Origin of the sequence: Halobellus sp. (assembly GCF_042218505.1) — an archaeon.
Lineage (GTDB): Archaea > Halobacteriota > Halobacteria > Halobacteriales > Haloferacaceae > Haloquadratum.
Window position 1 is genome coordinate 13,658 of record NZ_JBDGQZ010000037.1, and the last position, 20,927, is coordinate 34,584.

The window sequence follows — 20,927 nt, forward strand, 5'->3', positions numbered from 1 at the left end:
GTCAGTCGTCGCGGTCCGGCGGTTCGACGTCGTGATGGGTCTCGACTGTCGGCAGCCGATCGATCACGATTCTGATGAGCGACGTGTGTTCGCTGCCCCGGCCCTCCCGGGAGACCCCTATCGCGAGTCCCACAATCGCGAGCATCGACAGGATTGCGAACGGAGCACCGGTGAGGACCGCAAGCGCCTGGAGCGTCTCACCGCCGCCGACGAGCAGCACGGCCAGCGCTACGACAGCCTGGAACGCACCCCAGAGGGCGATTGTTCCACGGGACGGCGCGACGCCGCGCCGGGAAGCCAAGATAGCGGAGATGAGCGTCGCGGTGTCGGCCGACGTCACGATGAACACCACAATGAGTGCCAGGAAGAGAAAGAGCAGCAGGTCTCCGAGCGGGAGCGCTGACAACAGCGGGAAGCCCGCCACTGCCTCCGACCCGCCCCGCGCGGTGATCGCCGAGAGGATGTCGGCGCGGCCGGAGTGCTGTAGCGACAGCGACGTCCCCCCGACGACGAGGAACCACACCCCGGTCGCCAGAGAGGTCGCACCGACGCTCGTGAGGACGACCGTCCGGAGGCGACGACCCCGCGAGAGCGCCGCGATGAACGTCCCCGCGAACGGGGCCCACGAGAACCACCACGCCCAGTTCCAGACGGTCCACTCAGTGACCCACGCGCCACCCGTGTAGAGGCTCATCGGAACGAAGTTCACGACGTAGGCGCTGATGCCATCGACCCCCTCGGTGAAGACGAACCCTCGGGGACCGACCAGAATAATCAGTAGCGTGAACAGTCCGAACAGGACGACAGTGGCTGCGGCGATTCGTCGGATCCCACGATGGAGGCCCGAGACCGCAGAGAGGATGTACACTGCGGCGAGGCCGCCGACGAAGAGTACTGGTCCCAACTCCCCCGGCGCGACTCCCCACTGGAAGGCGACACCTGCGAGGAACTGTTGAGCGACGAGGCCGATCGATGTCGCGATGCCGCCGATAGTGGCGAAGACGGCGAGGGTATCAACCAGTCGGCTCCACGGCGAATCGAGGCCGTCGGCGCCGAGGAACGGCGTCAGAATCGACGAGACGCGGAGCGGCGCGCCGCGCTCGAAGACGAAGTACGCGATCGGGATCCCGATGACCGCGTAGGCGCTCCACGCCGAGATTCCCCAGTGGAAGAGCGCGTAGACCAGCGCAGCGTCGATCGCCGCGGCCGATCGCGGCGCAGCATCGAAAAACGGCGGGGGCGTCTGATAGTGAAAGAGTGCTTCGGCGGGCCCCCAGAACACGATTCCGGCGGCGATGCCGGCGGTGAAGACGAGCGAGAAGTACGTCGGGTAGGTGTAGGTGGGCTCTGTGTCCTCGCCGCCTAATTTCACGCCACCCCAGGAACTGAAGAAAACGAAGGTGCAGAAGGCGACTGCGACCAACATCGCGCCCAGCAGGAACGGACCCATCCCCTGCAGTACTGCCGTCGTCAGGGTGTCGACAGCGGCCGTCGTGGAAGACGGAAAGACGATGTGAAACAGGAAGTAGAGCGCGAAGACGGCGACTGGCAACCCGAGCGTCACGGGGTCGTGGACCGAAACCAGGTTCGACAGAACCGTTCGAACGGAAGTGCGACGGATTCTGACGAGCGAGGACACGCCGGCGTCGTCGGTCCGGATCCGCTCGTAAGGAAGCACGGCGAGGTATCCCAGTCCGGAACCGAAAAAGAGCAGCGACATACCGAGCAGCGCCTGTCCGCCCAGCGCCTGTCCCACGGCCGACGGAAAAAAGAACCCGACTAGAACAATCGCTCCAGATCCGACGAACGTCGCGAGCAACGTGCTAGCGAGGAACTGCTGAGCGCCTGAAACGTCTGCGGTACTCATTGTGTCAAATGTTACCGGGCGTCGGTATTAGACTGTTGACTCTCGGAGTCCGTCTGGGCAGCGTCATCGTCACCGGTCGTCGTCAATTCGGGTTCCGACTGGTCGTCCTCGGCAGACTCCACGTCGCCGTCCGAGAACCCGAGCACGGCGGCCGGGTCGACTTCGTTCGGTTCGCCGTCGAGAATCGACGCACCGAGGAGGCGTCCCCCGATCGATCGAAGGTCGATGACCTCGTCGGCCCCGACGGAGTCGAGTTTGTTGGCGTGCGTTTCCGTGTTCGCGACGGCGACAATCCGAATATCGGGGCTCACGCCGCGCGTGGCAAGGACGGCGAGGACGTTCTCTGCGTCGTCGTCGCCCGCGACTGCGACGCCGCGGGCCGCGTCTACCCGGGCGTCCTTAACTACCGCCTCGTCAGTCGGATCGTCGGTCAGGACCTCATAGCCCGCGTCTGTCAGCCGCGAAGCGGCGTCTGCGTCTTCGGTCACGACGACGAGGTCGGTCCCGTCGCCGACGCGGTCGAGAAACGATTCGGCTACGTCGCCGTATCCGAGCACCACCACGTGGTCCTCGAGGAGTGAGAGTTCTGATGCAGTCATCGTTCCAAAAGCAGCCGCCATTCGCGATTCGATCGCCGGCCCGATGAGCGCCCCGACCGCCACGGTGAACGCGCCGGTCCCGAGCAGGATCACCGACAGCGAGAACAGCTTGGCCTCCAGCGTCGTGGGGGTAATGTCGCCGTAGCCGACGGTCGCAATCGTCACAATCACGTAGTAGATTGCATCGCCCCAACCGTCGAGTTTGAGAAACTGTGACCGGAGGCCGTAGGCCCCGACGGTGCCGTAGAGTCCGACCCCGAGGATCGACGAGAGCGAGGCGATCTGCAGCGACGAGAGCCCGAGCGGCTGATCGAACTCGTCGCGGTTCGCCACCAACAGCGGGGTCGCACAGAGGACGAGCGCCAGTAGCGGGATTTCGGTGGTCCGTCCGGTGGTGAGCGGAAGAATCGCGAGAGCGGGGACGAGTGCCATTGCTACCAGCCACGCGAGGCGCTTGCGGCGACGGAGGCCTACTGTGACGATACCCAGCGGGAATGCCAGGAGTACACCGAGGAAGCGGACGAGGATCTGTGACATTGGGAAGACACCCGCTAGCGGGCCCTCGACGACCGGCTGCGCCCGACTCAGATTCGAGAGCCCGGTCACGAACGCGAGAACGGTGATGGCCGCGACCAGCGCGACGGTCGGCTTCGCCCCGGAGAACTCCCGCCATTCGACGAAAGGCACCCGGTCAGCCGGGTAAAAGACCTCCTCGAACGGCCGCGTTCCGGAGTCCTCCTGTGAGTCAACCACTACCACATACTGACGGACCACCTATAAAAACGGTACTGTAGGATTTCGGATACGCTGTGTTTCGGCACCTCTCGTCCCGCCGTTGAACGCGTCGAGGAATGTGCCCGTAAGAGATTCTATCACGACGACCGGTGTGATCAGCCGCTTGCTGGAGGGAACTAGTGTCATCTCCTCGGTGTACCCTCTCGCTACGCGCGGGATGACGGGTATTCGCGTAGCGCTCATCGTGACAGTCTCCGTCGTTCGGTGAATCGGACCGGAGCCCCCACGCTCTCAACACAGCCTATATTAAATCTGTCACGATGTGCTCACGCGGCCACGCTACCGACTTTTAAGGAATCCCACGGGGTACGATAGTTCGTATGAAGCGAACTATCAGCACCGACGACGCACCCGCGGCGGTCGGCGCATACAGCCAAGCGACGACGAACGGCGATCTGCTCATCACAGCGGGACAACTTCCGTTGACGACCGACGGCGAACTGCTCGACGACGAACCGGTCGGCGACCAGACCAGACAGTGTCTTCGGAACGTCGAAGCGATCCTCAAATCCGAGGGGCTCTCGCTCTCGGACGTCCTGAAGACGACCGTCTTCCTCGACGACATCGACGACTTCGACGCGTTCAACGAGGCCTATAGCGAATTCTTCGACGAGGAGCCGCCCGCCAGAAGTGCAGTCGAAGCCGGTGCCGTCCCGAAGGGCGCCGCCGTCGAGATCGAAGCGATCGCGACGACGGAGTGAGGGCCGGAGACTGCGTTCGAGCCGCGTTCGTCGAACAGAGCGTAACAAACGCTTAATGAATCTGGGCGCGCTATCCCGGGTATGACCGACGCGGCCACCGCCGGCCTCCTCCGGGTCGATCTGACCGATCACACGGTCGAGCGCGAACCGATCCCGGAGCGGTGGCTGGCCGAATACGTGGGCGGCAAGGGCCTCGGCGCGCGGTACCTCTACGATCGGCTCGAACCCGGCACCGACCCGCTGGGCCCCGGCAACTATCTGCTGTTTATGCTGGGACCGCTCAGCGGGCTGCTCCCCGGCGAGACGCAGTTCGCGGCGATTACCCGGTCACCGCTGACCGGAACCTTCCTCGACTCCTACAGCGGCGGCGAGTTCGCAGACGGGCTCGTGGCTGCGCTCGACGGGGCACTCGGGATCGCCGTCACCGGACAGTCCGACGAGCCGGTCGTCCTCGAACTCAACGACGGTGAGGCGTCGCTCACGCCGGCGGCCGACCTCTGGGGACGTGACGTGGTCGAAATCTGCGACGCCCTCGACGGCAGGGTCGCCTGCGTCGGGCCAGCGGGCGAGAACCGGGTAACCTACGCGACGATCGCCTCCGACGGCGGCGACCACCACGCCGGCCGCGGGGGTGCGGGGGCAGTGATGGGCGCGAAGCGACTGAAGGCAATCGTCGCGCGGGGCTCCGCGCCGGAGCCCGCACCCGAGGTCGCGGCGCTCCGGGAGGCCTACGAGCGCCGGTACCACGAGACCGACGTGGGGCGGTGGCACGCCGCGAGCGCGACCTTGGAGACCGTCGACTTCGCCGACGAGGTGGGCGTACTCTCCACTCGCGGGTGGCAGGAGGGCACGTTCGACGGCGCCGACGACATCGGGATCGAGGCGGTGAAAGACGCCGCAGTCGACCGCGAGCGCGACGAGGCGAGGATCGCGGGCGGGTTCCGCGTCGAGACCGACGCCGGGGAGTCGGTGCCGCGGGGCGGCACCCCGATGTCGCTGGGCGCGGGGCTCGGGATCGACGACTTCGACGCGGTGGCGGCGCTGGGGAAGACCTGCGACCGACTAGGGCTCGACGTCATCAGCGCAGGCAATGCCGTCGCGTGGGCGATCCGCGCGGCAGAGGAGGGCGTCGTCGACGTGGATCCCGCGAGTCTGGGGCTCGACGCCGGAACGGACCTCTCGTTCGGCGATCACGACACCGCCCGGGCGACAATCGAAGCGATCGCAGCGCGCGAGTCGGGCGTCCCCGACGCGCTCGCCGACGGCGTCGAGGCCGCCGCCGACCGTCTTGGAGGGCGCGACCTCGTCCCCACCATCAAGTCGATGGAGGTGCCAGCCTACGACCCGCGGGGGTCGCCCACGATGGCGCTGGCGTACGCCACGAGCGACCGCGGCGCGTGTCACCGCCGGTCGCTGCCGGCCGAGACCGAGGTGTTCGGCGACGACTGGACCGACGCCGACCGCGTCCGGGTGGTGATCCGCGAACAGACCATCACCGCGACGCTCTGGAGCCTGATCACCGACGACTTCGCTGGGGCCGTCCTGGAAGACGACCTCGGCGCCGGGTGGCTCCGGACCGTCGACGCCGCCGCGCCCACCGACCCGGCGGAACTCCTCCGCGTCGGCGAGCGGGCCTGGACGCTCACGCGACTGTTCAACGTCCGCGAGGGGTTCGACGCCGGCGACGAGACGTTACCGGCGGCGTTCGAGCGGCCCGTCAGCGGCGGCCCCGCGGACGGTCGCGGGATCGACACGGGGTGGTTCGATCGGCTCCGGCGGCGCTACTACGCGGCGCGGGAGTGGGACGCGAGTGGTGTCCCGACCCGGGGGCTGCTCGACCGGCTGGACCTGCTCGACGTCGTCGACGACGACACGCCCGTGAGTCGCGAACCGGTGGCTCACCGGGAGAGATAACGGAGCGGTCCTCAGGAGGCGACCGTGCGAGAGCCGGTCCGGATCAGTCGTCCGCGGGCGCGTCGGCGGCGTCGGTGTCGTCGGTCGTGACGCTGACCTCGATTTCCACGGCTGCAGCCTTGTACTCGGGTATCTTCGCGCGTTCGTCGAGGACGTCGTTGGTGAGGCGGTTGCCCGCAGCGTCGGCGAAGTGCGGCGTCGTCCAGACAGTACCCTCCTTCGTGTCCTCGGTGACCCGCGCCTCGACCTCGATCTCGCCGCGCCGGGATTTGAGCGTCACGTACTCGCCGTCCTCGATGCCGTAGCGGTCGGCGTCGTTCGGGTGGACGTCGACGAAGTTCTCCGGTTCGACGTGGTTGAGCGTCTCGGAGCGTCGGCTCATCGTCCCCGTGTTGTAGTGTTCGATGATGCGGCCCGTCGTGAGGATGAGCGGGTACTCCTCGTCGGGGGTCTCTTTGGGCGGCTGGTGTCTAACGCCTTCGATCTGGCCGAGACCGCTCTCGGTAGTGAAGCCGTCGCTGTAGAGGTACGCGTCGCCCTCGTCGCCGGGTTCGTAGCAGGGCCAGTGGATCCCCTCCTCGCCGATGCGATCGTAGGTCATACCGTAAAAGATGGGGGCTACCTGCCGGAGTTCCTCGAAGACTTCCTCGGGCCCGTCGAAGTCGAAGGAGCCGTCACCGAACAGGCGGTTGCCGACGTCACAGAGGATCTCGAGGTCGTCTTTGGTGTTCGGGTGGACCTTGTCGACGCCGCGCATCCGCTGGGTCCGGCGGTCCGTGTTGACCACCGTCCCGTCGCGTTCCGCCCACGAGGTTGCGGGAAGGATCACGTCGGCGTACTCGGCGGTCTCGGTCTTGTAGATGTCCTGTACCACCATAAAGTCGAGTTCTTCAAGCCGCTCCTCGACCCGATTGGTGTCGGGTTCGCTCATCACGGGGTTTTCACCCATAATGTAGAGTCCGTGGATCGTGTCGCCGATCTCGTGGGAGACCTCGACGTTCGTCAGGCCGGGTTCGGATGGGATCTCGAAGTCCCAGACCTCCTCGACGTCTGCACGAACCTCGGGATCGGAGACGTCACGGTACCCCGGGAGGACGTTCGGCATCGCACCGACGTCCGACGCGCCCTGTACGTTGTTCTGGCCGCGCAGGGGGTTGACGCCCGTCCCCGGTCGGCCCAGGTTACCCGTGACCAGCGCGAGGTTGATCTCGTTCTGGACGTTGTCGACACCGCAGGTGTGCTGGCTCATCCCCATCCCGGTGAAGATGGCCGCGTTGTTCGCCATCGCGTACTTCTCGGCGGCGAGTTCGATGTCCTCGAGCGGGACGCCGGCTTCCTCGGCCGCCGCTTCCTTGTCGAAGTCCTCAAGCGTCTCCTTGAGATGCTCGAACCCCTCCGTGCGCTCGGCGACGAACTCCTCGTCGACCCAGTCGTTCTCGAGGATCGTCTTGAGGACGACGTTGAGCAGGGGGATGTCGGTCCCGGGTTCGGGTTGGAGGTGCATATGGCGGTCGGTCTCGGTGATCTCGAACGACCGCGTCGTCTTGTTCGCGTGCGGGTCGACCTGGATGACGGTCGCTCCTTCGAGTACCGCCTGCCGGAAGTACTGACTGTTGGCGATGGGATGCTGCTCGCCGGGGTTTGCGCCCTGGATCCAGAACACGTCCGCCGCCTCTTCGAGGTCGGCCATACTGTTTGTCATCGCACCCTCGCCGAGACTGTTCTTGAGGGCGTACACCGTCGAGGAGTGGCACATCCGGGTACAGGTATCGACGCTGTTGGTGCCGTAGCGTCGGGCCAGTTTCTGGATGAGGTAATTCTCCTCGTTCATCGCCTTCGAACACCCGTAGAAGCCCACTCCCTGCGCGGAGTGGTCCTCGCGGATGCGCTCCATATTCTCGACGATCATATCGTAGGCCTCGTCCCACGTCGCCTTCCGGAGTTCACCGTCGTCGTCGCGGACCAGGGGGTCTGTCAAGCGGTCCTCGTGGTTGACCGATTGCGTCGCCGCGCCGCCCTTGATGCAGATGCTACCGTCGTTGACCGGCGCATCGCCCCACGGACGGAACGAGACCTCGCCCTCGTCGTCCTGTGCGATCTGGATCCCGCAACCCACACCGCAGTACGGGCAGATCGTCTTTGTCGGCCCGTCGGATTCGCCGTCTGATTCAGTAGACATTATTGATTGGATAATGGTGGCGAAGTATGAATGTTGTCATGCCGGACCGAAACAGCCGGTCAGTCCCTCTCACACGCCGCGAGCGCACAGGTTCCCACTTGTTGTCCCCGAACGTGTCAGCGTAACTGACAGTCGAGTCGTCTCGCCAAAGAGTCAGAGGGTGGGCGGCCCCACGCGGACATACCGCCGATGGGAAACGTTCAGGCAGCCGGCGTGAGTACCCCGAGTATGAACCTCACTGCCGACGTCGTCACCGAACACACCCGAACCTATCCCGAGGTACAGCCGTTCTCGATGGTGGAAGACGAACACCGCGAGCTCCTCCCGAAGATGTTCGAGAGGGGCGACTACGGGTGGCGCGACGCCGAGTGGGTCGTCCAGTGGTACGGCCGCCGGTTTATCGGCGGGTTTCCGAAAAGCGACCGCCGGACGCTCGAAGACGCCTACGACGACAACGACTACGAGGACGTCCACGACGCCATCTCCGCCGCCGTCGACGCCGAGGACGCCGCGGAGATGCTGGCACACCTCACGGACCTCGCCGGCGTCGACGTGGCGATCGGGTCGGCGTTCTGCCAGTTCATCCACCCCGACCAGTACGTCGTGATCGACAGCCGCCAGTGGGGCGTCCTCTCCGCGCTCGGCGAAGTCGACGACGACTACCCCGATCCGCCGACTGTCGAGGACTACGAGCGGTATCTCGAAACCTATCGGGCGGTCGCAGAGCGGTGTGAGTGCTCACTGTGGGACCTCTACCGGGCGCTGTGGGTCCTTGCTGAGAACGACCCCTCTGCGTAGCCGTCGAGAAGACGGCGTGAGGGTGCCGAAAACGCGGTAAGAACTCTGTCTGAAGGCAACGGAAACGAGAGAAAAGGAACCGAAGAGAGCAGCGACGGCGGCGGCCTCAGAACAGGCCGCTGATGTTGCCGTCCGCGTCGATGTCCATCCCGGCGGCCGCAGGTTCGGCCGGGAGACCGGGCATATCGAGCACGTCACCCGTCAGCGCGACGATGAAGCCCGCACCCGCCGAGGGGTACAGTTCGCGGACTTCCAGTTCCCAGCCGTCGGGCGCGCCCTTCTTCGAGGGGTCGTCGCTGAGCGAGTGGAACGTCTTCGAGAGACAGACCGGCACGTCGTCGAAGCCGAGGTCTTCGAGCCGTTCGATGTCATCTTCAGCGTCGCTGGTGAAGTTGACGTCTTCAGCGCCGTAGATCTCGGTCGCAACCGTCTGGATCTTCTCCTTGATCGGCGCGTCGTCGGCGTAGAGGTGCTGGAAGTCCTCTGGGTCGTTCTCCTCGACGGCGTCGACGACGTGGTTCGCGAGGTCGACACCGCCTTCGCTGCCCTCCGCGAAGACGTTCGATTCGGCGATTTCGACGCCGAGGTCATCGCGGCAGTGATCGAGCACCGTCTGGACTTCCTCGTCGGTGTCGTCAGGGAAGCGGTTGAGCGCGACGACGACCGGGACACCGAACTTCTGGAGGTTCCGAACGTGCTTGTCGAGGTTCGCGAAGCCGGCTTCCAGTTCCTCGACGCCGGCCTGCTTGACCGCGTCGAGATCGGCGGGCCACATACCCATTCCGTGGTACTTCAGGGCACGCACCGTCGAGACCAGGACGACGGCGTTCGGCGTCATATCGCCGAGGCGGCAGACGATGTTCATAAACTTCTCGGCGCCGAGATCGGAGCCGAAGCCAGCTTCGGTGACGAGATAATCGCCCATCCCGAACGCCGCCTTGTCGGCGATCAGGGAGTTCGTCCCGTGGGCGATGTTTGCGAAGGGGCCACCGTGGACGAAAGCGGGCGTGCCCTCGATTGTCTGGACGAGGTTCGGCCGGATCGCGTCCTTCAGCAGCATCGAGGCCGGACCGGTCGCGTCAATGTCGTCGACGGTGACCGGATCGCCGTCCTCAGTGTACGCGAGGATGATGCGGCCGACGCGCTCTTTCAGGTCCGCAAGGTCCTCAGCGAGACAGAGCACGGCCATCATTTCGGACGCTGCCGTGAGGAGGAACCGTCCTTCGCGCGGCGTCCCGCCGGAGGAGCCGCCGAGACCGACGACGATGTCCCGGAGCGCTCGCTCGTTCATATCCATCGCACGCGGCCAGGTAACTTCGTTGACGTCGATGTCGAACTCGTCGCTCTGAGAGATCTTCGCGTCGAGCATCGCCGCGATGAGGTTGTGCGCGGAGGTGAGTGCGTGGAGGTCGCCTGTGAAGTGGAGGTTGATGTCCTCCATCGGAAGGACCTGCGAGTAACCGCCACCGGCTGCCCCGCCTTTCACGCCGAAGACCGGCCCGAGCGACGGTTCGCGGATCGCGATCATCGCGTCCTCGCCGACGTGGTTGAGGGTCTGCCCGAGGCCGACCGTCGTCACGGTCTTGCCCTCACCCATCGGCGTCGGCGTCATCCCCGTTACGAGTACGAGGTTGCCAGCTTTCTCGTCCGCTTGGGCACGGAACCGGGTGACTGCATCGTGTGAGAGTTTCGCTTTGTAATCGCCATAGAGTTCGAGATCGTCCTCTGCGACGTCCCACGAGTCGAGGACGTCCACGATTGGTTCCTTCTCTGCGTTCTGTGCGATTTCGTAATCTGTCGGAAAGCCGCCGTCTTCGTCTGACGTCATAGCTCACGATGCCCGGGGAGGCCACGTAAGCGTACCGAAAAAAACCTAACCGTTCGCCGATATGTCGTGTTTCAGCGTCCCCGGAACCGGTTTTTGAGTGCTCCGATAAGATCGGATTACATCTTTATGACTACTGGAATCAAATTACACCGAAAACAGTGATATACGCACGTAAGCGCCTCAAATGGCCCGTTTCGTGAATATATTCGACCGTCTTATGTGTGTACTTTCTTACGTTTTGTGTCCCGATTTCATCCGATATATCCGGATGAAGACTCCCTGTCGAATAATACGAGATATGATACGATCAGGGACCGCGCGTGTTCGCGCTGCGATAGCTTAATCAGGCGACCGGTGCCGATACGTGGTATGAAGTATCGCGAGGCCGCCGACTACCTCACCTCGTTTCAGCAGCGCCGGCCGAAGTTGGGCATCGACACGACGGCTCGGATGCTTGCACATTTCGACGATCCGCATCTCGACGTGGACTGCGTGCAGATCGCCGGATCCAACGGCAAAGGCAGCACCGCCCGGATGCTCGATAGCGTTCTCCGCCGCGCCGGCGTGAGCGTCGGGCTCTTCACCTCGCCGGGGCTGAACGATTTCCGCGAACAGGTCCGCGTAGACGGGCGCCAGGTTCCGAAATCGAACGTTGCAGAGTACACCGAAGAGATTGGTCCCTGCATCGATCGCCTCCGAGCGGACGACGACGAACCGACCCACTTCGAGGTACTGACCGCAGTCGCGCTCCGGCATTTCAGCGAAATGGACGTCGACGTCGCGGTTCTCGAAGTCGGAATCGGGGGCCGATACGACGCCACGAGCGCGGTGGACCCCGTTGCCAGCGCCGTCACGAGTGTCAGCCTCGAACACACCGAGTTGCTGGGCGAGACGGTCGAGGAGATTGCGACCGACAAGGCACAGGTCGCCCCGGCGGACCGACCGCTCGTCACCGGTGCGGCCGGCGACGCGCTCGAGGCAATCCGGGGGGTGTCCGACGCGGTTTCCGTCGGTCCGAGCGAATCAGACCCGGACGTCGTGGCCACCGAGACGGGGATGCACTCGAAGGTCGAGAGCACGGTGACGGTCGAAGGCTCGGACTGGTCAGTCGAGGCGAAACTCCCGCTTTTGGGGTCTCATCAGGCCACGAACGCCGGTGTCGCGGCCGCACTTGCGCGCCAACTGACCGACGTCGACGCGGCGACAATCGCCGAGGGACTGCGCGCTGTCACTTGGCCCGGTCGCTTCGAGGTGATGTCCACCGACCCGATGACGGTTCTCGATGGGTCGCACAACCCCGGCGCGACTGCGACACTGTCGGATCTGCTGGGTCGTTACGACTATGAGGACCTCTATCTCGTCTTCGGCGCGATGGCCGACAAGGATTACGACGCGATGGTGGACTCGCTCCCCGAGGTGGATACCGCGTACGCTGCGCAGCCCAAGGTCGGTCGTGCCGAGTCCGCCGAGACTCTCGCAGAGGCGCTCGAAGCACAAACGGAGTCAGTCGAGGTCGCTCCGTCGGTCCCGGAGGCGACCGAGAAAGCGATCGACGCCGCCGACCCATCGGACTTCGTTCTGATCACTGGCTCGCTGTACACGGTTGCGGAGGCGCGCGACCGCTGGGCGCGGACGGTCGTCCCGGTCTCACAGACGCCCGAAACGCACGCCGACGCGGCGTTCGTCGACGCCGACTTCCAGTCCGAGACTGAGACAACAGGGACGGTCCGGAATGCGTCCACGACGTCCCGGGAGCACGCCGATCGACGACTCTTCCGAACGCTCCTCCGCCCAAGACAGGCGTCGGTGGTCGCCGACCGACTTGCCGAAATCGGCGGCGAGTGTCACCGCTCGCGCGCGGGGAGCCCGGAGAAACTGGTCGCGACGGTGCTCGCGGGGACGAGTGCGCAGTTCCGCGAGTTGGCGTCGACGCTCGACGGGGAGGGCCACGGACTCCGACGCGTAGCGGCCCAACTCCGCGACCGACTGGCACCCGTCAGTGCGCCGGAGGGGTCGGGGCTGGAGGCCATCGCCGCGGACAGGACCGCGGTGATGGGAATTCTCAACGTGACGCCCGACAGTTTCCACGATGGCGGCGAGTACGAGGCGTTCGAGGCGGCCGTCGAACAGGCAGCGGCGCTCGTCGATGAAGGGGCCGATATCCTCGACGTCGGCGGCGAGAGCACCCGTCCGGGAGCCGAACCGGTCCCCGTCGACACGGAGATCGACCGCGTCGTCCCGGTCGTAGAGGCGGTCGCCGATCTGGGCGTTCCGATCTCCGTCGATACGCGGAAGGCCGCCGTCGCCGACGCGGCGCTCGAGGCCGGTGCCGACATCATCAACGACGTCTCGGGGCTCGGCGATCCGGCGATGCCGTACGTCGTCGCCGAACACGACGCCTCGCTCGTGCTGATGCACAGTCTCACCGTCCCCGTCGATCCCGATCAAGATCCGATCTACGACGACGTCGTCAACGATGTCGTTGGCGAACTCCGCGAACAGGTGCTTCGCGCCGAGCGGGCCGGGATCGACGGCGAGCAGATCGTCGTCGATCCGGGGTGTGGGTTCGGCAAATCGCCCACGGAGTCACACGCGCTGATCGACCGACTCACCGAACTCCGGGGCCTCGGCTGTCCGGTGTTGATCGGTCACTCGCGGAAGTCGATGTACAAAGCGGCCGATCACGCGGACGATGATCGACTCGCCCCGACCGTCGCTGGAACAGCGCTCGCGGCTGACAGGGGAGCAGACGTCGTTCGCGTTCACGACGTGGCCGAAAACGTCGCCGCAATCGACGCTGCAACGGGTCAACTGGATCCGGAGTAACGTTACGAGTAGGAGTGTTTGAACTCCCAGTGGTACCGACAGGCGTTGCACGTCGCCCATTCGACGATGTCGAACGATTCTGGATGTCGCTGTCCGTGAGTCATCTCGTTCCGACACACCGGGCAGGTGAGGTGTTTTAGTTCCAGGTCAGGGAACTCCTGATAATCGAACTCGGCGACGCAGTGTGGGCAGTCGATGTCGTCACGAGAGTTGTGCTGGGGAATGTCGCCGCCACAGCGTGGACACTCGAGGATCGCTGGTGGTCGCTTTGCCCACCCGTCGTCCCCATCGTACGTCGTCGTCGCCGTGTCCATCGCCGACAGACGGAATTTGTTCGGTCCATCCCCCCGACGGAGCGGTTTGGCGACCTGTTCGCCGATGTGCTTCGTCACCCGGATCAACGCCTGAATCCGCCCTGCCATACTGGCATATAGGTTCTGTTAGATAAAAATGGACCGGCAGAAGTGTGAGGGCGGTTGTCGATAGATTTTCCCCTGGTTCTCCCGAGGATACGGTATGACACCTCTTACGGCCGTGACCTTCACCGCCACCGCCCAGATCGGTGGTCCGTCGCTGATCTTCGGACTGTCCGGGCGGGTCTATGCAGGGCTTTCGTTCTTGACCGTGTTGCTGACCGGGATTGGATTACTTGTCGGTCGCGACGGATTCGTCGGGCGAGCGGTCGACAGCGCAATCGAGGGCTCGCCGCTCGCGGTCCTGTACGGAGTGCTCCCGTTCGTGTTCGTCGCGTTCGTCGGCGGCTACGCAATGAGTCAGTTGGCTCGGGCCGGGATCGTCAGTCCGCTGCTGTCGCGGGGATGGTCTCTGCTCACCGTACTGGTTGGCGTGGGATTCGGCGGACTCGGATATCTGGTGGTCGGTACGTACCTCACGGAGATCGAGGGCGAGCGGCGGCCGTGGCACGGAGCAGTGGTGGGCGCGGTCCTCAGCGCCCTCCCGTGGCTGTTCATTCCGACGTTGCCTGCGCTGCTGCTGTGGTTTTTGGGCGCCGCCGCGGGCCTCGGGGCGTCGACCCGGCGGTGGGTACACGGCGAACGGACCGTCGAAGCAGAGACTGGTGGATGAGTCCGCGAGAGCGACAAAACGGGAGTAAGACTCTTTCAGTTCGCCGCGCTACGTAAGCTATGGCGAGTTTCGTACTCCAGGTACTCGGCGGCCCGTTCGAATCTGTCGCACAGGTCGCCGGCATCGCGGGGACGCTGGTGCTGGCGCTGATGATCGTCGCGCTCGGGACGATAGCCTACAAGCAGTACAGCGGTGAGGGTATCGAGTGGCCAGAGGATACGAACGACGACGACAGCGTCAGTTCTGGTAACAGCGACGACGAGTGGGACTACTACTGATACTGACAGACGCGTGTCTGTGAAGGCTGTCGCTGCCGGGACGGCGACCATCTCGGCCTCTGACAGTGTGAGGGGATTCCTCGACGTGTGTGGCAGAGACGGACTGAGCGACCGCTCAGTTTTCGGTACTCTAACCAGAGAAGAAGAATCGCAGCCGAATTGGTTCGAGGTATTCGATCGAATCGACACAGGTGTCGGGCCCCACCGACCGTCAGGCCGTAGCGGGAACCGGATCGCGGACGCGTTCAGTCTCCGCTGACCGTGTCGTCACCTCCTTCCACATTCGTGACGGCTTCGTCGCCAGTAGTGACGACGTCGACGTCGCCTTCTGCAGTCATATCCTGGATACGCTCTGCGAACTCCTCGGACTCGAGAATCTGATACTCGTTGTCGAGGCCGAGATAGACGGTGTAACACATCAGGCACAGGATCACCGCGAATGGGAGCCCGGTCGTGATGGCTGCCGTCTGCAGCGCGCTGAGGCCACCACCCCACAGGAGGATGGCGGCGACGCCGCCCTCAGTGAGCGCCCAGAAGATCCGCTGCGCCTTCGGGATGTCGTGCTTACCGCCCGAGGTCAGGTGATCGATGACCAGCGACCCCGAGTCGGAAGACGTCACGAAGAACGTGATGACGAGCAGCGTCGCAAGCGACGCCGTGATGGCGCCGAGCGGGTACTGCTGGAGCATCACGAACATCCCGAGCGTCTCGAAGCCGCCGTATCCGAGCGACTGGTACGCTTGAATGACGCCGTTAGTGCCCTCGCCGATTGCGCCGTGCAGGGCGCTCCCGCCGAAGGTCGACAGCCAGATGGTGGAGAACATCGAGGGCAGGAAGAGGACCCCGAGGACGAACTCGCGGACCGTCCGGCCCTTCGAGATACGCGCGATGAACATCCCAACGAAGGGGGACCACGCGATCCACCAACCCCAGTAGAACACGGTCCAAGCAGTGACGGTGCCGCCGCCGGCACCCATCGCGCCGCGGAAGAACCCGAGGCTGAGGATGTTTCCGAAGTACGCGCCGAGGCCTTCCACCCACGCGCCCAGGATAAAGATGGTCGGGCCGACGATGAGCAGGAAGCCAAGCAGCGTGAACATCAGATACAGGTTGATGGTACTGAGACGCTTGACACCGCCGTCAAGACCCGCAGCGACCGAGAGGGTCGCGATGCCGGTAATGCCCCCAATCAAGAGGATCTGCGTGAGCGTGGTGTTGGGGAAGCTGCCAAAGACGCCCAGTATATCGGTCAAGACGTACTGCATTCCGCGGTTCACCTGCGCGACACCGAGCCCTAGCGAGGTCGCCAGACCGAACAGCGTCGCGAAGACGGTCACGAGGTCGATCAGGTGGCCGGGCCACCCGTAGATCCGATCTCCGAGCAGCGGCCAGAAGACCGACCGGAAGGTGAGCGGTAGCCCACGGTTGAATGAGAAGAAGGCCAGTCCGAGGCCGACAAGGCCGTATATGGCCCAGGGGTGGAAGCCCCAGTGGAAGAACGTCTGTGCCATTGCGGCGGACGCTGCGGCACCACTGCCGGCCTCAGCGCCCCAGAAGCCCGGAACGCTCTGGAAGTAGAAGACGGGCTCGAGGACGCTGAAGAACATCAGGCCGATACCCATTCCGGCACTGAACAGCATCGCCATCCACGAGAAGTCGCTGAACTCCTTCTCTGCTTCGACGCCGCCGATCTTGATGTTGCCGAACTTCCCGAATGCAAAGTACAGCAACACGATAATGAAGATGTTGACTGCAAGCAGGTAGAACCAACCGAAGTTCTCCCCGATGAAATTGAACAGCCACGAGTACGCGGCCGCAGCGCTGTCACCAAGGAAGATGGTCACCGCGATCACGAGCGCGATGACCGCGAGCGCGACCGGGAAGACAACCGGATGGATGTCGAACCCAAACTTCTGAATGTTCGTGTCACCGGGCTCGCGGTCGGACTCTGGATGGAAGAGTTCGACTTGAAGTCCGTCGGACATCTCGCCGGTTTGATCACTATCTGACATACGATACCCCCGCTGTGTTGGAACGCTGTTTTTCGTTCGTTATCATAGTGCGGTCGTGGAACCGAGCGCCGGATCGGATCGTCATCGGTACTCGGTCTGTTCCGCGCCTGTCTCGGTTACTGGACGGTACGACTTTGATGGATGCCCACTACCAACGTGGTTGTCATTCTCTCCGTTAGCGGAGTGCTACACAACCTCATAGATCCGAAATTGTTCTATTGTAATAAAGGTTAGGCAGTATCAACCCACAAGCCGAAGAGATCGCAGGAGCAATGTGCGTGCGACTGAGGGGTACCGACAGCATTCTAATTTGTCCTTCAGGCGTTTTAGAGCCTATAAACGCCTCTCGGTACCGTACGCGTGCGAAGACTGGCTTCGGGATCTTGAAAGGTTATTTACTACTTGTGGATCTGATCGGCTCGGCGCGCGGGTGGCGACTGCGCCGCGTTGAAGCCAACGCTACGTTTATCCTATGTGGCCCGACTGCTTTCTATATGAGAACGCTGCTTGCGAACGCGGCTATCGTCGTCGTCCTCGCCCTCTTCGGCGCGGCGCTGTACGCGATGACGCTGCCTGACTACGCTTTGGCTGGAGTGATGTTTCTCAGTGCCAGTATCGTCATCTACTACCGAGAAAACAAACTGGTGGCGGACTGACACCGGGCGTCTCCGGCGCCCCGACGTCCGCTCGCACGGCACCCAACTTCAGACGTCTTCCATCTTCATTCGCTGCGTCACTACCGGCACGCGGGAGGTTCTGACGACCCTGTCGGTCGTCCCGCCAAGTATCGTCCCAATCCTGCCTCGGTAGGCCGACCCCATCACGATTGCGTCCATATCCTCCTCGTCAGCGAAGTCGGTGATCTCCTCTGCGGGAGTGCCGGTCCGGAAGGCGGTCTCGCAGTCGACACCGTTGTCGCTGGCGACGGCACAGATCTCGTCGAGCACACTCTCGCCGTAATCGCGGTACTGCTCACGAATATCTTCTTCATCGTCGCGAATGGAGAGCGCCCGCGGTGCTCCCGGCAGGTCGATGACGTAGAGGGCGGTCACGCTCGATCCCAGGGCTGCCGCCAGTTCGATTCCGTGCTCTGCACCCTTTCGCGCTTCGTCGCTCCCGTCGTACGGTATTAGTATCTGATCGTACATCGCTCCGACCCAACCGACACGACGCGTTATCAAATAACTTTCCGCGACAACTGCCGTGATGGGTTGTCGAGAAGCGAGCGATCCGTGCGCCACACACCAATCTGGCGACCCGAGCCGTGAGCGAAAACCGGACGGCCCGAACGACTCTCAGTCGGCCTGACCGGTCGCCCGTCCATCGGCATCGGCGTCGGTTCCGACACCGACTTCGATTCCGGGACCGCTTTCGATGGCCTCGACGAGCAGTTCGGCGACGTCGACGATCTCGATGTCGTCCTCGTAACCGCCGGTCTTCATTCCGTCTTCGTACATCGTCATACACATCGGACAGGCCACGACGAACTTCTCGACGTCGCTGCCGGCGGGCGTGTCCTCGAGCGCTTCCCGCATCCGCTCCTCGCTGGGCTTTGTCTCCTCGTCGATGTCCATCCAGAGTCCGCCGCCGCCGCCCCCACAGCAGAACGAGTTCGCGCGGTTACGCGGCATCTCCGAGAGGGTCGCGCCGGTTGCGCGGATGAGTTCCCGCGGCGCCTCGTACTCGTCGTTGTACCGGCCGAGGTGACAGGGGTCGTGGTAGGTGACGGTGTAATCGAGTTCGCCGCCGCGGAGGTCGAGACGGCCTCGATCGACGAGTTCCTCGATGGCCTGTGTCCAGTGAAGCACGTCGGTTTCTCCGTCGGCGTTCCACTCGCCGTCGAACTCGAACTGCATCAGCGGTTCGTCGGCGAAGTCCGCGTAATCCACGTCCGGATACTCGTTCTTGAACGTGTTGTACGAGTGCGGGTCGGTACAGATGATCGTCTCGGGGTCGACGGCCTCGAACTGCTCGACGTGGTGGCCCGCGAGGTCAACGTAGAGGAACTCCTCTCCCAGCCGGCGGATGTCGTTGCCGTCGTACTTTTCATCCTCGAAGAGGATGCCGTACTCGATGTCGGCGTGTTCGAGGATCTTCGCCAGCGAGCGGGCGACCTTCTTGTTCCGCTCGTCGTAACTCGGGTAGTCGCCGACGTACCAGAGGTACTCGACGTCCTCCTCGCGTGCGTCGGCGACGTCGAACTCCAGTTCGTCGGTCCAGTCGGCCCGCGCGTCCGGCGGGTCGCCGAAGGTGTTGCCCATCCCCATGATGTTGTCGAAGGTATCCTGCACGTTGGAATCGACCTGCCCCGTGTCGGTGAGCTGTCGGTTCAGCCGGGTGAAGGACTTGAGATGCTCGATGTCCACGGGACACGCATCCATACACGCCATACACGCCATACAGGACTCCATCGTCTCGGCGGCGATCACGCTCTCGCCGCCGTCGGTCACGATGTCGATCTCCTCGGTCTCGCCGGAATCGAGGCTCTCACGGTACTGTTTGAGATCGAGGATCACGTCTCGGGGATCGAGTGGGCGGCCCGACGCCTTCGCGGGACAGGCCGACGAGCAGCGGCCGCACTTGGTACAGGCGTCTTGATCGAGCATCTCCTTCCAGGAGAAGTCGTCGATAGACTCGGCCCCCGTGTCGGCGTCGAGATTGGCTGGGATGCCCGGGAGGCGCGCGCCGGCCTTCTCGTCTCGCGCGACGATGTTGATGTACGACGAGAGCATATGGAACGGCTTTCCGTACGGGATGGCGGCGATGAAGGCGAACGCGAGCAGCGAGTGCGACCACCAGATGGCCGGGTAGACCGTGGCGGCGAGCGACTCGTTCATCCCGGCGGCGGCGAACGCTTCCGCGAGAAACCACCCGACGAAGCTGACCGTCTCGAAGTCGGGGAACCCCGTGCCGACAATGCGGACGCCCTCGGTGACGTACCCGCCGACGCCGAGCAGGAACAGCGCCCAGATGAAGAAGTCGTCCTCGAGGCTCGTGTGCTTCCCCCACAGTCGCTCCTCACGGACGGCGTAGCGCCGGTATAGCGCCACGCCGACACCGACGACGAAGAGCAGACCCATCGCGTCCATCACGAAGGAGTACGAGAGGTAGAAGTCGTCGACGAAGAACGACTGCTCGGTTCCGACGAACCCCGTCACTGGCTGATAGACGTCCATATCGATCGCCAGAATCGTCGTCCCGATCAGGAGGGTGAGAAAACCCCACATAATCAGAGCGTGCATCACGCCGCCGGCGGTGTCGCGGTCGAACAACTTCCGGTTCGAGAGGACGATCCGCGTCGCCTCGAGGATGCGGGTCGGTAGGTCGTCCAGCCTGTCGAACCAGTCTTCCTGCCCCGTGGTGTAGCGCTCGATGTTTCTGTACAGTCCGTACGCAAAGATCGCGATCGCGACCGCGGCGAGGAGGTAGAATATGAGCTCGCCGACGTGCCCGATCTGCCAGAACGTCGGTCTGGTTGTTGCTCCTTCTGCGACCATACCGGTGGATAATTCTTCAATTTGGGCTTAAAACTTGGTGCAGCCAGGTGGCAGCGCGTCGCTGATACGGCGACACGAACTTCCGATTCGGAAGCCGTCACGGCCCTCGTCGGTGGAGGGAGAAATTATTCTCATCTCGTCGCCGAGGAGGCCGAGGGCAGGGTCTAAGCGACGAGCCCAAAACTCAACATACCGATAATCCTATACTTTGTGGAAACGACCGGAGGAGCCCAGTATTTTGTCACGCTGGTTCCAGAGATGAAGTATGAACGTACCTGCCCGATTCGATCACCCGGCGTGGAGCGCACTGATCGCGAGTCTGGTCAGTTACGGGCTCGGACTGCTGGGGCTGTTCGTCCTGTTGTTCGTCGTCCCGTTTCTGCTCTTCTTGCTGCTGTAATTCAGCGGCGGAGCGGACCGTCTACCGGTAGTGTATAAAACGAGGTTCAATAATCCGGGCGTATTTAATTGACGATTGGTGCAATTATCTTCTATCCAGCATCAGGAACGCAATATGGGGATCACAACCTAACCTCGGTGGCCGTAC

Annotated in this window: 16 protein-coding genes; 8 read left to right on the plus strand and 8 right to left on the minus strand. The window is 63.6% G+C overall.

Annotated elements, in window-relative coordinates; translation table 11 throughout:
* Position 1 precedes the first annotated feature (1 nt).
* Both ABEI27_RS10355 and ABEI27_RS10360 read right to left on the minus strand, forming a co-directional pair.
* Complete coding sequence (locus ABEI27_RS10355) at positions 2–1,867, minus strand: BCCT family transporter (protein ID WP_375799328.1); 1,866 nt, start codon at positions 1,865–1,867, stop codon at positions 2–4.
* Between the two features lie 11 nt (positions 1,868–1,878).
* Positions 1,879–3,219 carry an NAD-binding protein gene (locus ABEI27_RS10360; RefSeq protein WP_375799329.1) on the minus strand — a complete coding sequence of 447 codons (1,341 nt, stop codon included), beginning with the start codon at positions 3,217–3,219 and terminating at the stop codon, positions 1,879–1,881.
* 362 nt (positions 3,220–3,581) lie between these two features.
* Between ABEI27_RS10360 and ABEI27_RS10365 the strand changes: the two genes are divergently transcribed.
* Together ABEI27_RS10365 and ABEI27_RS10370 are read left to right on the plus strand one after the other, a co-directional pair.
* Positions 3,582–3,962: a Rid family detoxifying hydrolase gene (locus tag ABEI27_RS10365; protein ID WP_375799330.1), complete on the plus strand. Its 381-nt coding sequence runs from the start codon at positions 3,582–3,584 to the stop codon at positions 3,960–3,962.
* Between the two features lie 81 nt (positions 3,963–4,043).
* Positions 4,044–5,876: an aldehyde ferredoxin oxidoreductase family protein gene (locus ABEI27_RS10370; protein WP_375799331.1), complete on the plus strand. Its 1,833-nt coding sequence runs from the start codon at positions 4,044–4,046 to the stop codon at positions 5,874–5,876.
* Between the two features lie 43 nt (positions 5,877–5,919).
* Here ABEI27_RS10370 and fdhF read toward each other — a convergent pair whose 3' ends face one another.
* On the minus strand, positions 5,920–8,055 hold the full coding sequence (gene fdhF / locus ABEI27_RS10375) for a formate dehydrogenase subunit alpha (RefSeq protein ID WP_375799332.1): 2,136 nt from the start codon (positions 8,053–8,055) through the stop codon (positions 5,920–5,922).
* Positions 8,056–8,283: 228 nt separating this feature from the next.
* Between fdhF and ABEI27_RS10380 the strand changes: the two genes are divergently transcribed.
* A complete protein-coding gene (locus ABEI27_RS10380) occupies positions 8,284–8,853 on the plus strand; it encodes a hypothetical protein (protein WP_375799333.1) in 570 nt (189 codons plus the stop codon).
* A 106-nt stretch (positions 8,854–8,959) separates the two neighbouring features.
* On the opposite strand, the gene ABEI27_RS10385 is transcribed toward ABEI27_RS10380, so the two are convergent.
* Complete coding sequence (locus tag ABEI27_RS10385; protein WP_375799334.1) at positions 8,960–10,681, minus strand: formate--tetrahydrofolate ligase; 1,722 nt, start codon at positions 10,679–10,681, stop codon at positions 8,960–8,962.
* 369 nt (positions 10,682–11,050) lie between these two features.
* Here ABEI27_RS10385 and folP point away from each other — a divergent pair, with 369 nt between their 5' ends.
* Positions 11,051–13,507: a dihydropteroate synthase gene (gene folP, locus ABEI27_RS10390; RefSeq protein ID WP_375799335.1), complete on the plus strand. Its 2,457-nt coding sequence runs from the start codon at positions 11,051–11,053 to the stop codon at positions 13,505–13,507.
* Between the two features lie 2 nt (positions 13,508–13,509).
* Here folP and ABEI27_RS10395 read toward each other — a convergent pair whose 3' ends face one another.
* The gene (locus tag ABEI27_RS10395) at positions 13,510–13,929 is read right to left on the minus strand and encodes a hypothetical protein (protein WP_375799336.1); all 420 of its coding nucleotides are present in this window, start codon (positions 13,927–13,929) and stop codon (positions 13,510–13,512) included.
* 94 nt (positions 13,930–14,023) lie between these two features.
* Between ABEI27_RS10395 and ABEI27_RS10400 the strand changes: the two genes are divergently transcribed.
* Positions 14,024–14,593, plus strand: a complete 570-nt coding sequence (locus ABEI27_RS10400) for a hypothetical protein (protein WP_375799337.1) — start codon at positions 14,024–14,026, stop codon at positions 14,591–14,593.
* Positions 14,594–14,652: 59 nt separating this feature from the next.
* The gene (locus ABEI27_RS10405) at positions 14,653–14,871 is read left to right on the plus strand and encodes a hypothetical protein (RefSeq protein ID WP_375799338.1); all 219 of its coding nucleotides are present in this window, start codon (positions 14,653–14,655) and stop codon (positions 14,869–14,871) included.
* A 245-nt stretch (positions 14,872–15,116) separates the two neighbouring features.
* Here ABEI27_RS10405 and ABEI27_RS10410 read toward each other — a convergent pair whose 3' ends face one another.
* Positions 15,117–16,883 (minus strand): BCCT family transporter, encoded by a 1,767-nt coding sequence (locus tag ABEI27_RS10410; protein WP_375799339.1) that lies wholly within the window; start codon positions 16,881–16,883, stop codon positions 15,117–15,119.
* Positions 16,884–17,377: 494 nt separating this feature from the next.
* Between ABEI27_RS10410 and ABEI27_RS10415 the strand changes: the two genes are divergently transcribed.
* Entirely contained in the window at positions 17,378–17,539 is a 162-nt protein-coding gene (locus ABEI27_RS10415) for a hypothetical protein (RefSeq protein WP_375799340.1), read from the plus strand.
* A 48-nt stretch (positions 17,540–17,587) separates the two neighbouring features.
* Here the strand turns inward: ABEI27_RS10415 and ABEI27_RS10420 are convergent, their stop codons facing one another.
* Positions 17,588–18,031, minus strand: a complete 444-nt coding sequence (locus ABEI27_RS10420) for a universal stress protein (protein ID WP_375799341.1) — start codon at positions 18,029–18,031, stop codon at positions 17,588–17,590.
* 147 nt (positions 18,032–18,178) lie between these two features.
* Entirely contained in the window at positions 18,179–20,380 is a 2,202-nt protein-coding gene (locus ABEI27_RS10425) for a (Fe-S)-binding protein (protein ID WP_375799342.1), read from the minus strand.
* Between the two features lie 265 nt (positions 20,381–20,645).
* Here ABEI27_RS10425 and ABEI27_RS10430 point away from each other — a divergent pair, with 265 nt between their 5' ends.
* Positions 20,646–20,780 (plus strand): hypothetical protein, encoded by a 135-nt coding sequence (locus tag ABEI27_RS10430; RefSeq protein ID WP_375799343.1) that lies wholly within the window; start codon positions 20,646–20,648, stop codon positions 20,778–20,780.
* Positions 20,781–20,927 lie beyond the last annotated feature (147 nt).

Coding starts and splice junctions, on each gene's coding strand:
- ABEI27_RS10355 (WP_375799328.1), bottom strand. CDS start 1,867: ATGAGTACCGCAGACGTTTCAGGCGCTCAGCAGTTCCTCGCTAGCACG.
- ABEI27_RS10365 (WP_375799330.1), top strand. CDS start 3,582: ATGAAGCGAACTATCAGCACCGACGACGCACCCGCGGCGGTCGGCGCA.
- ABEI27_RS10370 (WP_375799331.1), top strand. CDS start 4,044: ATGACCGACGCGGCCACCGCCGGCCTCCTCCGGGTCGATCTGACCGAT.
- fdhF (WP_375799332.1), bottom strand. CDS start 8,055: ATGTCTACTGAATCAGACGGCGAATCCGACGGGCCGACAAAGACGATC.
- ABEI27_RS10380 (WP_375799333.1), top strand. CDS start 8,284: ATGAACCTCACTGCCGACGTCGTCACCGAACACACCCGAACCTATCCC.
- ABEI27_RS10385 (WP_375799334.1), bottom strand. CDS start 10,681: ATGACGTCAGACGAAGACGGCGGCTTTCCGACAGATTACGAAATCGCA.
- folP (WP_375799335.1), top strand. CDS start 11,051: ATGAAGTATCGCGAGGCCGCCGACTACCTCACCTCGTTTCAGCAGCGC.
- ABEI27_RS10395 (WP_375799336.1), bottom strand. CDS start 13,929: ATGGCAGGGCGGATTCAGGCGTTGATCCGGGTGACGAAGCACATCGGC.
- ABEI27_RS10400 (WP_375799337.1), top strand. CDS start 14,024: ATGACACCTCTTACGGCCGTGACCTTCACCGCCACCGCCCAGATCGGT.
- ABEI27_RS10405 (WP_375799338.1), top strand. CDS start 14,653: ATGGCGAGTTTCGTACTCCAGGTACTCGGCGGCCCGTTCGAATCTGTC.
- ABEI27_RS10410 (WP_375799339.1), bottom strand. CDS start 16,883: ATGTCAGATAGTGATCAAACCGGCGAGATGTCCGACGGACTTCAAGTC.
- ABEI27_RS10415 (WP_375799340.1), top strand. CDS start 17,378: ATGAGAACGCTGCTTGCGAACGCGGCTATCGTCGTCGTCCTCGCCCTC.
- ABEI27_RS10420 (WP_375799341.1), bottom strand. CDS start 18,031: ATGTACGATCAGATACTAATACCGTACGACGGGAGCGACGAAGCGCGA.
- ABEI27_RS10425 (WP_375799342.1), bottom strand. CDS start 20,380: ATGGTCGCAGAAGGAGCAACAACCAGACCGACGTTCTGGCAGATCGGG.
- ABEI27_RS10430 (WP_375799343.1), top strand. CDS start 20,646: ATGAACGTACCTGCCCGATTCGATCACCCGGCGTGGAGCGCACTGATC.